Source organism: Psychrobacter sp. Marseille-P5312 (assembly GCF_900291405.1).
In the GTDB taxonomy this organism is placed as follows: Bacteria; Pseudomonadota; Gammaproteobacteria; order Pseudomonadales; family Moraxellaceae; genus Psychrobacter; species Psychrobacter celer.
Genome location: NZ_OLML01000001.1, coordinates 2,927,436 through 2,939,854, shown reverse-complemented (window position 1 = coordinate 2,939,854; position 12,419 = coordinate 2,927,436). Strand labels below are relative to the sequence as shown.

General features: G+C 46.7%; 10 protein-coding genes. 4 read left to right on the top strand and 6 right to left on the bottom strand.

The features are described 5' to 3' along the window. The first annotated feature begins 10 nt into the window (after window positions 1-10). Window positions 11-1,546: an amidophosphoribosyltransferase gene (purF, locus tag C6W44_RS12575; protein ID WP_105246115.1), complete on the top strand. Its 1,536-nt coding sequence runs from the start codon at window positions 11-13 to the stop codon at window positions 1,544-1,546. 114 nt (window positions 1,547-1,660) lie between these two features. Here purF and C6W44_RS12570 read toward each other — a convergent pair whose 3' ends face one another. From C6W44_RS12570 to yajC, 6 genes are all read right to left on the bottom strand, one after another. Further along, on the bottom strand, window positions 1,661-2,020 hold the full coding sequence (locus tag C6W44_RS12570; RefSeq protein ID WP_105246113.1) for an AzlD domain-containing protein: 360 nt from the start codon (window positions 2,018-2,020) through the stop codon (window positions 1,661-1,663). Then, a complete protein-coding gene (locus C6W44_RS12565) occupies window positions 2,010-2,741 on the bottom strand; it encodes an AzlC family ABC transporter permease (protein ID WP_413772323.1) in 732 nt (243 codons plus the stop codon). Before C6W44_RS12565 ends, C6W44_RS12570 begins: the two co-directional genes overlap by 11 nt. Window positions 2,742-2,835: 94 nt before the next feature. Beyond that, window positions 2,836-4,248: an MATE family efflux transporter gene (locus C6W44_RS12560; RefSeq protein WP_105246111.1), complete on the bottom strand. Its 1,413-nt coding sequence runs from the start codon at window positions 4,246-4,248 to the stop codon at window positions 2,836-2,838. Between the two features lie 311 nt (window positions 4,249-4,559). Continuing rightward, window positions 4,560-5,783, bottom strand: coding sequence for a protein translocase subunit SecF (secF, locus tag C6W44_RS12555; protein WP_105246109.1), 1,224 nt, complete (start codon window positions 5,781-5,783; stop codon window positions 4,560-4,562). Between the two features lie 9 nt (window positions 5,784-5,792). After that, window positions 5,793-7,670, bottom strand: a complete 1,878-nt coding sequence (gene secD / locus C6W44_RS12550) for a protein translocase subunit SecD (protein WP_105246107.1) — start codon at window positions 7,668-7,670, stop codon at window positions 5,793-5,795. A 381-nt stretch (window positions 7,671-8,051) separates the two neighbouring features. After that, window positions 8,052-8,381 (bottom strand): preprotein translocase subunit YajC, encoded by a 330-nt coding sequence (gene yajC / locus C6W44_RS12545; RefSeq protein WP_075102080.1) that lies wholly within the window; start codon window positions 8,379-8,381, stop codon window positions 8,052-8,054. Window positions 8,382-8,903: 522 nt separating this feature from the next. On the opposite strand from yajC, the gene C6W44_RS12540 reads away from it, so the two are divergent. The 3 genes from C6W44_RS12540 (at window position 8,904) to C6W44_RS12530 (ending at window position 12,348) form a co-directional block, all read left to right on the top strand. Continuing rightward, window positions 8,904-10,184 (top strand): CNNM domain-containing protein, encoded by a 1,281-nt coding sequence (locus tag C6W44_RS12540; protein WP_227526489.1) that lies wholly within the window; start codon window positions 8,904-8,906, stop codon window positions 10,182-10,184. A gap of 401 nt (window positions 10,185-10,585) precedes the next feature. Continuing rightward, window positions 10,586-11,197, top strand: coding sequence for an IS607 family transposase (locus C6W44_RS12535; protein WP_105243882.1), 612 nt, complete (start codon window positions 10,586-10,588; stop codon window positions 11,195-11,197). Continuing rightward, entirely contained in the window at window positions 11,194-12,348 is a 1,155-nt protein-coding gene (locus C6W44_RS12530) for an RNA-guided endonuclease InsQ/TnpB family protein (RefSeq protein ID WP_100749529.1), read from the top strand. Before C6W44_RS12535 ends, C6W44_RS12530 begins: the two co-directional genes overlap by 4 nt. Window positions 12,349-12,419: the final 71 nt, after the last annotated feature.

Genomic DNA, 12,419 nt, shown 5'->3' with positions numbered 1-12,419 from the left:
GGATAAAACTATGTGTGGAGTCGTTGGGGTTGCAGCTCATGAGCCAGTCAATCAGATTCTTTATGATGGCTTGACGATGCTACAGCATCGCGGGCAAGATGCAGCAGGTATTGTGACGTTGCAAGATGGACGACTCTATCTGCGTAAAGAAAACGGCATGGTCCGTGATGTGTTTATGAACCGTCATATGATAAAGCTGGTCGGCAAATTTGGTATCGGCCACGTACGCTATCCAACAGCGGGCACCTCTAGCAGCGCAGAAGCTCAGCCATTTTATGTCAACTCGCCTTATGGCATCACCTTGGCACACAATGGTAATTTAACCAATGCTGAGATTTTGGCAAAAGAGCTGTACATCGAAGATCGTCGCCATCTAAATACTGACTCTGACTCTGAGGTCCTGCTCAACGTACTAGCGCATGAGATGCAAAACTTGGGCAAAACCAACCCAAGTGCTGACGATATTTTTGAAGCGGTAAAAGCGGTATATAGCCGCTGCGAAGGCGCTTATGGCGTGGTCGCTTTGATCACAGGTCACGGCTTATTGGCGTTTCGTGATCCAAACGGTATTCGTCCGCTGATTTTTGGTAAGCGCATGGCACCCAACGGCGGCACCGAATACATGGTGGCATCTGAGTCTGTGGCATTGACAGGGTCAGGCTTTAGCATTATTCGTGATGTCAAACCAGGCGAAGCAATTTTTATCGATTTGGATCACAATCTGCATACCCATCAATGTGTTGAGCAAAAAGAATACACGCCTTGTATCTTTGAGTATGTTTACTTTGCCCGTCCAGACTCTATTATGGACAACATTTCAGTTTACAAATCACGCTTACGCATGGGCGAAAAACTGGCAGACAAAATCCTTGCAGAGTGGGGCGACGATCACGATATCGACGTGGTGATTCCTATTCCAGACACCTCGCGCACCTCTGCGATGGAGCTGGCGCTAAAGATGAACGTCAAGTACCGTGAAGGGTTTATGAAAAACCGCTATATCGGGCGTACCTTTATTATGCCAGGTCAGCAGCAGCGCAAAAAATCTGTCCGTCAAAAGCTCAGTGCAGTACCGCTTGAGTTTAAGGGCAAAAACGTACTGTTGGTAGATGACTCTATCGTCCGTGGTACGACTTGTCACGAGATCATCCAGATGGCGCGTGATGCTGGTGCCAACAAAGTGTTTTTTGCTAGTGCCGCGCCGCCAGTCAAGTATCCAAACGTGTATGGTATCGATATGCCGGTGCGTAGCGAGCTGATCGCCTCTGGCCATACGGTAGAGGAAGTGCGTGATATCATCGGTGCTGATCGTTTGATTTTCCAAGATTTAGATGATTTGATTGACGCGGTCAAGGACACCAAGTACAGCAAAGTAGAAGGGTTTGATTGTGCCGTGTTTAATGGCTGCTACATCACAGGTCAAATCAACGAAGCCTATCTTGATCATCTACAAGAGCAGCGCAGCGACACTGCCAAAATAGGTAAAAAAGGCGTGCAAATCGTCGCCGATACGCCAGTCGATATGATGGGCGTCGAAGAGCTATAATGTCTCACTGAGCAGCCGCTCATAGTATCTAATAAAAAGGCTGGACTCTTATCAGAGTTCAGCCTTTTTCATTACAAGATAAAGATAAGATAAAGCGGTGCTGCTATAAAACTGTTAGCCCAAAAACTGAGTAAACAGCCATAGCAGCCCATTAATGGCAGCGATACCAACGACCATACTGACCAATAACTGACGGCTGATATGATAAATCAGTAGCACCAACAGTAGCGCGCCAATCTGTGCCATCAGCAAATGTAGCTCTGCGCTATGCATACCGGTGGTTACTGATAAGTTTTGATAAGAAAGGCTAGTGAGGATAAGCAGCACCATCACTGATAAGGGCAGGCTTTCGTTTAAACGGTGTAGCCACGGCGTGTCCAGCAGCTTTTTTGGTATCAAAGTGGGGAGTGCACGCGTCACAAAGGTCACTGCAGCCATTGCAAAGGTGGCCAAAATCAGATAACTACTGCTCATGAGCGTCTCCTTTTGTACCGCGCTGTACCCAAAAACCACGTGCCAAAATCATCAACATACAAATAAAAATGGCCACCAATAATAACCAGTTGCTGGTAAATAGTGAGGCAATCAGTAACGCAACAATGGCAATGCCAATAGGAAAATAGCGTTTGATGCTCTGAAACTGCTCATAGGCCAATATCGCAAACAGACAGACCAGCGCAAAATCTAAATGCGGCACCATATCACTAAGGGTGCTGCCGATCATCACGCCGATCGCGCTCGCCAACACCCACCAGCCTTGGTTAAACAGACTAATGGGTAAAATGAGCGACCGCCTTGACTCCTGAGGTAGGCTGGTCATCATCGAAAATGTCTCGTCGGTCAAGGCAAACAAACAGTAGGTTTTGGCGATTTTATTCTGCGGGAGAGAGTGGAGCAATGGCATCCCATAAAACACATGACGCAGGTTAATTGCGGCAATATTGGTTGCCATATTGCCAATCGGTAGGCCGGCACTTAGCATGGGCAAGCAGGCGTACTGAGCGGCGCCTGCATAGAGTACGACACTGAGCATAATGGTCGCCCATATAGGGATGCCCGCCACCTGCGCGAGCACACCAAAGGCTATCCCCGCTGGCAGATAACCCATTGCCACAGGCAAACTTTTTTTAAATCCCTCGGCCCAGTTATAGTGGGCCCTATGCTGCTGATGTAATGATTTTGATTGAGTAGTCACTTGACATCCTAATTTTCTTACTGACTTTTTTTATTAACTTGCTATAACATTTTTATATCGAACTGACGATATCAACATCGGAGCAAATACCGCCTTACGCGTCTATTTGGAGCTTTTCATAATCGCCTGTCTGATGAGCGCGGTATAAAAAACCTATTAAAATGATAAGTCTGAGTAGCAATAGGCTCCAGACGCTGAGCCAAATACCAGTCATATCCCACTGCTGATAGAGTAGCCAGCTTAGCGGAAAAAAGACAGCCGCTAAGATAAGCGCGGCATTCCGAATCACCTTACCAGCAGTCAGACCAAAAAATATGCCATCCAGCCAATATGCGCCCACACCGACTAAGGGTAAGAGCACTGCATACCAGTGATATTGGTCAGTTAAGCGAAACACCGCCTCGATATTGGTCATAAATGGCAGGTAGATAGGCATGGCCAGCCACCAAACCGCGCTTAATAAGATAGCCAGCGTGTAACTGACGATCCCAGTGCGCTTGATAACGACGCGAAAGCTTACCCAGTCGCGTCGCCCAGCTGCCTGTCCGCTCAGCGTCTCAGCTGATACAGCGACGCCATCTAAGGCAAAGGCAGATATGCTCAATACTTGTAATAATATGGCATTGGCCGCCAATATAACATCGCCACTTTGAGCAGATAGACGGGTAATCCAAGCAAAGCTTAACGTTAGAATCAGCGTACGTATAAAGATGTCTTTATTCAGTGAAAATAGCCTAAGCATTTTCTCTTTAGTAAAGTGCTGGCTGTCAGCACAAATCAAGGTCCGCCAAGATATCTTTAGGTGCCGGCAGCTCAGCCATAAAGCCAATAATACACCTGACCAAAACGCAATGGTGGTGCCCAGTGCCACACCGACCAGCTCCATCTGTAACCCAAAGACAAAAAACAGCGTTAGGATAATGTTGAGTATGGCAATAAAGCCCTGCTGATACAGCATATAACGGGTTTTGCCTTGCCCTGCAAACCAGCCAATAAAAGCAAAGTTCATCAGCTCGGCGATGACACCCCAAAAACGCACATCCAAATACGTCTTGGCCGCGCGGCCACTTTCAGGATTGGCCGATAGTGCCTGTAGACCAAAATCTATCAGCCAAGGCTTTGCCAGCAGCAATACCAAGCCGATGGCCGTGGCTAATAATAAAGCACGCTGTAAGATGGACAATAAAGGAGTAATAGCATGATAATCAAGCGTGTTTTTATCTTTGCTTGCTACGTCCAGTTGCCCCAGAGCTTGCGCGGATAGTCCAGACGATGCATATTGCAAAAAGTTAAAACTAACCAGCAGTAAAGACAGCAATTGTATCGCAAGCCCCATACCTGCAAGCTTAGCAGTATCATTCATATTGCCGACGATGGCCGTATCGATCACGCTTTGTAGCGGCATGGCCAGATTTGCTAGCAAAACTGGCAGCGCAATTGCGATGATGCGCGCGTAGCGGGTATCAATCGGTGGTAAGGCGTTAGCAGAGGAGGCGGTAACTGACATTTTTGACCCGTTTTATGCCCTTTGTTAAAGACAGTGCGCTGTCGTAGGCGACGCTAAATGAAATCAACATACAATATGATGATACGTAATAGACATACGTCTTTTTGCTGGCTGAGGCTGTCTTATATTGACCTGATTGTGGTCAGTAGTCCGTAAACGCAGCAAAAACACAAAAGCACCTAGACTCACAGTTGGTGAGTCAGGTGCTTATTTTTACACGCTATTATTGTGTTAAAGATACGAATTTTGTGTTTATGTTGTCAGTTGGCCATGAGATAAGAGAGAGAATGCCATCATGGCCAAATACGGCCTTATTCGTACATTTTTGGATCGTTAAACGTCACGATTTCTTCTTCAAACTCAGGCTTTACTTTTACAATAAAATCGTCACGTGACAGTCCCATACGCAGTGGGATTGAGCTTGCGATGTAAGTCGATGAATACGTACCAGCCAGTAGACCAATAAATAGCGCTACTGAGAACCAGTATAGTCCATCACCGCCTAAGAACATCATGGCCAATACCACAAGTAACACGGTTGAGATGGTCATAATCGTACGGCGCAATGTCTCTGTCAAAGACAGGTCAATGGTCTGTCGCGGTGAGATACCACGGACGCGGCGGAAGTTTTCGCGAATGCGGTCATAGACGACAATCGTATCGTTCAATGAGTAACCGATCAAGGCCAAAATAGCAGCCAACACCGTCAAATCAAATGGAAAGCCGAATAGGGCAAAGACACCAATAGTAACGATGGCGTCATGAAACAGCGAAAGCACCGCTCCCAATGATAGCTTAAATTGGAAACGTAGGGCCACATAACCGAGCATACAAACCAGCGCCAGTGCCAATGCCATGACGGAGTTTAAATACACTTCGTTGCCCACTTGGCTACCGATGATATTGACGTTACTGATATCAGCAGCATTATCGGGCAGTGTCAATGCTTGGGTCAAGCTGGCATTTAGTCCATCGACATTATCAGACTGCGGCGGTAGGCGTACCAGCAATTCTTCTCGAGTACCCAGATACTGTACCACAGCATCATCAAAGCCACCATCGGCTAAAGCCTGTACGACCTCTGCTTGCTCGACAGGTTGCTCATAGCGTACGTCTGCTGAGACGCCCCCGGTAAAGTCAAGGCCTAGGTTTAGGCCATTGACCGCAATTGCAATGATACTACCAATGACCATCAAGAGCGATAAAAGCGCCATTGGTTTTTCTATCTTCATAAATGGAATGATGCGCTGATCGCCTATCGCTTTGATGCCGCCTTCTGCTTGCGCTGCTGCATAGTCCTCTGCATCACCTATATCCAGATTTGGATCGATGGCTTGGGTGCTGAGCGTTTGTGCGGCGTTATCACCGCTATTGCCGCGGCGTGCTTTTTTTGATTTGGCTTGGTTGTTGCTGCCTTTGCCATCACGGCGTGGTTTTTTGCGACGGCGTGTGCTGCTAGCGTCTGTGTTTGAGCCGCCTGAACCATTTCGATCTGGATTGTTTTGTTCTAAAGGGTTGTTCTTATCGATCGCCATAGTGTTCTCCTAACCGATGCTCAAACGTTTGATAGATTTACGCTTACCATAAGCAATTTGTACCAACGCACGTGTCACCATGATGGCGGTAAATAGTGAGCTGACAATACCGATAGCTAAGGTAATTGCAAAGCCTTTGATCGGGCCTGTACCGATGGCAAACAAGATAAACGCCACCAACAATGTGGTGAGGTTGGCATCAAAAATACTACTAAAGGCGCGATCAAATCCTGCCACAATAGCGGATTTTGGCCGTACGCCGTTGGCCAGCTCTTCGCGTATGCGCTCAAAAATCAGGACGTTGGCATCGACCGCCATACCGATGGTCAAAACGATACCTGCAATGCCTGGTAGGGTAAGCGATGAGCCTAAAATCGACATAATAGCGATGATAATAATGACGTTTACCGCTAGAGCCACGTTGGCGATGACACCAAAGAGGCGATAAAAAACAATCATAAAGGCAAAGACCAGCAAATAACCGACCTGCGTCGAAAATAAGCCTTTTTCGATGTTTTCTTGACCGAGTGATGGGCCAATGGTGCGCTCTTCGACGAAATACATCGGAGCCGCTAAAGCACCTGAGCGTAGTAACAGTGCCAGTTCAGCTGCTTCAGCACTACTATCTAGCCCCGTGATGCGGAAAGATGAGCCAAGTACCGCTTGAATATTGGCGCGGTTGATGACCTTTGTCTCAGCGTAAGGCGTGCGTACTTCGACGGTCTCGCCAGTCTCTGGGTCTTCTTCATAGGTGATTCTTTGTTTGTTTTCGATAAACAAAACCGCCATCTGTTTGCCAACAGCAGTACGGGTGGCATTTTGCATTAGCTTACCACCAGCACTGTCTAGCGTGATGCTCACTTCTGGCGAGCCATTTTCGTCGACGCCTGTCTGTGCATTGGTGACTTTATCACCTGTGACGATGGCTTGACGCTCTAGCAGTACTGGAGGGCCATCGAGCGTCTCAAAGGGAAAAGCCTCAGTGCCTGCTGGTGGAATGCCGCCTGTGTAGGTGTCAGCGTCTTCAGCGACCATGCGAAACTCAAGGTTTGCCGTACGTCCAAGGACACGTTTGGCCTCGGCTGTGTCCTGTACGCCAGGTAGCTCTACCACGATACGGCTAGCGCCTTGTGATTGTACGAGGGCTTCAGTCACGCCCAGCTCTGCAATACGATTACGTAGGGTCGTGAGGTTTTGATTGACCGCGTAGCTGTTGATCTCATCAAGGGTGGCGTCATTGTATGCCAAGATTAGCGCTGGGCCTTGCTCATCAATCGAAGACTGCAAACTAAAGGTATTGCCCATTGAGCCTTGTAGGATGTTTTGAGCACGGTTACGCGCGTCCGTATCAGCAAAATGCAGTACGACGCTTTGGTTTTCAGTTTTGATGCCCTTGACCGCCACTCGTTCAGCACGTAGCTCACGGCGCATATCACGGCTCGCACTACTTAAGCGCTGCTCGAGAGCCTTATCCATATCGACTTCGAGGACAAAGCGCACACCGCCGCGCAAATCCAGACCAAGTTTCATCGGTTTTGCGCCGATGCTACGTAGCCACTCTGGCGTGGTCTGTGCTAAGTTGAGCGCCACGACATAGTCCTCGCCCAGATTTTGACGCAATACTTCTTGCGCCTTGAGCTGATCGACTGGGTTTTTTAGGCGTACCAGCGCACTGTTGCCCTCAAACGTACCATCATGACTGTCCAGACCTGCCTCAGTAAGGAGTCTTTGTGACTCGGTCAAAATACCTTCAGACAGCTGAGTACCTGCGGCAGCACTGGTAATCTGTACGGCAGGTTCGTCAGGGTAGAGATTGGGGGCAGCATACAGACCGGCAATGATAAGCACGACGGCGATAAGTAAGTATTTCCAAGCGGGATATTGCATAATCACTTCTTTAGGTTGATAAACGACTGGCGACGTAGGCCACAAGTTAGCAGATGGGAAGTTAGCGATAGCAATGGCCGAGTGCCGTATTTGGCAGTCGTTGTCATGTACCATTGCGATCATCCGCGATGATAATAAAGCATAAAACAATAAAGCAAATAATACAGATGACGCTTTGCGCCGTCATCCAAAATATCTGTTATCGAAAGATTATCGATAACATAAAGCTGACAACTTATCGCCGTCTTTGGCATTATAAAATGCAAGGTTTTGCTACTTTATAGCGAAAAACGACCGTAGACAAGGTACGGTCATTTTTTAGGCACGTACGTATTTATCAGTGCGACAAGCGCACGATCATAAATACAGCACGGCTGATAATTATACGCTCTCGATAGTGCCAGCAGGCAATACTGAGATGACAGAGGCGCGCTGTATCTTTACATCTGTGTTGTTGTTCAAGCTGACGACAGCATAGTCGCCCTCGATGTCTTTGATACGGCCCATCAGACCACCGGCAAAGATAATCTCATTGCCGACACTAAGGGCATTGACCATAGCACGATGCTCTTTGGTACGCTTAGACTGCGGGCGAATGACCAAAAAATAAAAAATCGCAAAAAAAGCGACAGGCAATAAGATCTGGCCAAATATTGACGCAGCGCCTGCAGTTTCTGGGGCCGCATGGGCGGCTTGGATAAATAGCAACATAATTTACTCTCAGTAAGTCGTAGACAATAATAAAATTAGACGCATAGTAACAAAAAATCCCAGACTTGGTAACTGTTAATCATAAGCTGGGTGTGTTTTCTCTGGTATATCGGGCGATTGATCGCATCAAATGCTAGCCAAAAACCCGTATGACGAAACATAAAACTCCGGCTATAAACGGCGTACCTAAAAAATCGCACTTAAAAAGCGCGGCTTATTGTGAAATATTATCATCAATGCTACTATCAAATGGCAATAATTGCCGCCACACGATATCCAGAGGGTAGGGCTGGTAAGCTGTCCTTATAAAATGTCACGCGCAGCAGCTAGATGTTGGTTGTTGACTGACTGGGTTATTAGTTGCCTATAAGACAAGCTGTTAGGCAAGGTGGTGGGCATCGATGAGTGCCTGTTTATCGAGTATTAACCAGTTTTTATGCGGTAGATGCTCGGCGGCGCGTACCCATGATATTATCTTTTTCTTCTTTTCTGTTTAGGTTACCTAATTTGTCCACCTCTTTTATGTTTGTACCTCGTTTAAGTCGTCCGCGGGCTTGTCGTCAAGATGAGTCAGCAGAACCTCCCCCAAAGATGTGTCGTCCTACTGGTTTTGGTCGGCCGTTACTCGCGATGCTGCCGTTTCCTGCCATCTTGCTACTACCGCAGCTGGCTTGGGCGGCTGACGCGGCGGCTGCACCAACAGTGCTGAGTGTGATGCTGCTGATATTTTTTGTCGTACTGGCCATCGGCGTGTCTTTTGCATGTTCGTTGGCCGAGTCTGTTTTGCTGAGTATGACGCCGTCGTTTATCGCGGACGTACAAGAAAGCAACCCCAAAAAAGCGGAAATGCTTAAAAGCCTAAAAGTTGATAATATCGATCAGTCGCTGGCCGCTATTTTGACATTAAACACAGTGGCGCACACGCTTGGCTCTATCGGCGCTGGTGCCCAAGCGACTATCGTCTTTGGTAGTGCTTGGTTTGGACTGTTTTCGGCGATTATGACGCTGGCGATTTTGTTTTTGTCTGAAATCATTCCCAAGACTTTAGGCACGCTGTATTGGCGTCAGCTTAGCGGTCTGGTGGCTTATTTTGTCCGCGGTATTATCTTACTGCTGTATCCACTGATTTGGATATCAGAGCGCCTCACCAAACTGCTGGTGCGCGGCAAAGAGCCGCAAACCTTTAGCCGTCGTGAGTTTGCCGCTTTGGCCAGTATCGGTGAGGAGTCAGGTCAGATAGACCCGCTAGAGTCGCGCATTATCCGTAACTTGCTGGCCTTTGGTGCTATCAAGGTTGAGGATATCATGACGCCGCGCTCAGTGATGCTCGCTTTTGAAGAAAATAAAACCGTGGCTGAGCTGCTGGTGGATCGCCCTAAGCTGACGTTTTCGCGTTTGCCGATTTATGATGGTGATTTGGACAATATTACCGGTTTTGTGCTAAAAACAGATATGCTGCTGGCCAAAGTCAACCACGCCATGCACAAACCGTTGACCCAGTTTAAACGAGAGATCACCTTTGTATTCTCAAAGATGAAGCTGTTTGACTTGCTAGAGCTGATGCTAAAAAACCGTGTCCACATTGCCATTACTGTGGGTGAGTATGGTGAGGTCAAAGGCTTGGTGACGTTGGAGGATGTGTTTGAGACCTTGCTCGGGCTGGAGATTGTCGATGAGATAGACCGCGTCGAGGACATGCAAGCGCTGGCACGGCAAATGATGGACAGACGTGTAGAGCGGCTCGGTATGAAGCTCAGTGATGATGAACAGTCTGAAGACAATGGCTCAGAAACCAAGTCATAACGCTAAGCGTGACTGATTACACTGCTCTGAGTTTCCGTCACTATCAAGCCTTACTGTGATAATCAGTGAGGCTTGATATGACGGTATACTTCAAGATAGTCTATCGTTATCATCAGTTGCCGTAAAACCACCCACTTCAGGGGGTGGATATAAGGCGACAAAGTTGCTACAGTCAATCAGCCATTAAATTAAACCATCTACAAAAAACAGCTAAGACAAGTATAAATTGCGAGTACGCAGTGTCTTAACTGGTAGATGGTGTTCCACACACACTCTCAAACTAGCTCGTGTCAACAGACAATCTTAACGGTAGGGTTGAAAACAGTTAAATAAAACATATACAAACCTACCTATTTATTACTATTATAGATAGATTATATCTATAATATAGAGAGCAAGTTATGGGGAAACTGGTTAGTATTGGGGAGGCTGCCAAACATTTCGGGGTTGCTCAATCCACATTAAGACGTTGGGATGAGGATGGTACGTTAGTCGCCAAGCGAACCGAAAACGGACATAGGCGATATGATTTAAGTGAAATCAGACCGCATTCCTTGAATACACCACCTAAATTAGACCGAAAAACCATTGCTTATGCTCGTGTGTCGAGTCGTGATCAAAAAGACGACTTACTTCTCCAGTCTCAAGTTTTGGAACTTTATTGTGCCAGGCAAGGCTGGACTTTTGAGACGATTACCGATCTTGGTAGTGGAATGGATTATAAAAAGAAAGGCTTAAAAAACCTGCTTGATGACATACTGAGCAATAAAGTTGAACGGCTGGTAATTACCCATAAAGACAGGCTTTTACGATTTGGTGCAGAACTGGTTTTCATGTTGTGTGAGGCTCGTGACGTTGAAGTGGTAATAATCAATCAAGGTGAAGAGTTGAGTTTTGAGCAAGAATTAGCCCAAGATGTATTGGAGATTATCACCGTATTTTCAGCGAGGCTATACGGCTCTTGCAGCAAGAAAAACCAACAATTAATAGAGGCGGTTAAAAAAGCATTATGATCCGTGGACACATTATCGAACTCAAGCCAAACAACGTACAGGCAAATCACCTTGCTCGTGCTTGTGGCGTGGCGAGAAAAGCCTACAACTGGGCTTTGCATGAGTGGCAGCGGCAGTATGCGCTTGACAAAGCGTACCGTGATGCGTGTTTGGCCGCAGGCGTTGAGGTTGATACTAAAAATCTAAACAAGCCCTCACAGGCGAAGCTCAGACGCGAATTGAACGCCATTAAGCGTGAATTATTCCCCTATATGCTGGAAGTGACCAAATGCGCTCCGCAGGCGGCAATCATGCAGTTGGGTGATGCTTATAACAACTTCTTTAAAGGCTTAGCGAAATACCCAACCGCTCGTAAAAAAGGCCGTGACGATAGATTCAGTTTATCCAACGACCAATTTGCCATTAAAGGTAAATCCATTCGTATCCCAAACTTGGGCTGGGTTCGCTTAAAAGAAGCTTTACGTTTTGACGGCAAGATCATGTCAGCCACCATCTCTAAACGTGGCGGTAAGTGGTTTGTTAGTGTGGCTGTTGAAATACAAAAAGCTGTAATTCCTACTAAAAAGACAGGTAAAAGCGTTGGTGTTGATCTTGGTATTACCGACTTACTGGTTTTATCAGACGGCACTAAAATTAAAGCGCCAAAACCACTTCAAGCAAACCTTAAAAAACTAAGAACGCTAAACAAAGCGCTCAGTCGCACTAAAAAAGGCAGTAAAAACAGAGAAAAAGCGAAAACCAAGCTCTCTCGTTTGCACTATAAGATCAGGTGTATTAGGCAAGATTCTCTCCATCAAATCACAACAAGTCTGGTTAATGAGTTCGATGTGATTGCGATTGAGGATTTGAATGTCAAAGGTATGGTTAAGAACAGGCGGCTATCAAGAGCTATCAGTGACTTGGGTTTCTTTGAGTTTAAGCGACAGCTTATCTACAAAGCCACTGAGCAAGGCAAGGTTGTGAAATCAGTCGGACCCTTCTACCCAAGCTCAAAAACCTGTTCAAACTGCAATCATATCCTTGGTAAAGATGAGCTAATATTGAAAATGCGTGAGTGGTTGTGCCCTAACTGTCAGGTTTCTCATGACCGTGACCTCAACGCCAGCATCAATATTTTAAATAACGCGACTGTTATTTTAACAGCTGCATAATCCTGTTTATTGGACGGTGAGTTCCATCGCCAATTAAAAAAGTCTGTGGAGTCGTGGTCAGTCTAAATCTC

What these genes read in the sequence shown, in the direction of transcription:
- secF (WP_105246109.1), bottom strand. Translation starts at nt 5,783, where the DNA reads ATGGCGATCGATAAGAACAACCCTTTAGAACAAAACAATCCAGATCGA.
- purF (WP_105246115.1), top strand. Translation starts at nt 11, where the DNA reads ATGTGTGGAGTCGTTGGGGTTGCAGCTCATGAGCCAGTCAATCAGATT.
- C6W44_RS12570 (WP_105246113.1), bottom strand. Translation starts at nt 2,020, where the DNA reads ATGAGCAGTAGTTATCTGATTTTGGCCACCTTTGCAATGGCTGCAGTG.
- C6W44_RS12535 (WP_105243882.1), top strand. Translation starts at nt 10,586, where the DNA reads ATGGGGAAACTGGTTAGTATTGGGGAGGCTGCCAAACATTTCGGGGTT.
- yajC (WP_075102080.1), bottom strand. Translation starts at nt 8,381, where the DNA reads ATGTTGCTATTTATCCAAGCCGCCCATGCGGCCCCAGAAACTGCAGGC.
- C6W44_RS12540 (WP_227526489.1), top strand. Translation starts at nt 8,904, where the DNA reads ATGTTTGTACCTCGTTTAAGTCGTCCGCGGGCTTGTCGTCAAGATGAG.
- secD (WP_105246107.1), bottom strand. Translation starts at nt 7,670, where the DNA reads ATGCAATATCCCGCTTGGAAATACTTACTTATCGCCGTCGTGCTTATC.
- C6W44_RS12560 (WP_105246111.1), bottom strand. Translation starts at nt 4,248, where the DNA reads ATGTCAGTTACCGCCTCCTCTGCTAACGCCTTACCACCGATTGATACC.
- C6W44_RS12530 (WP_100749529.1), top strand. Translation starts at nt 11,194, where the DNA reads ATGATCCGTGGACACATTATCGAACTCAAGCCAAACAACGTACAGGCA.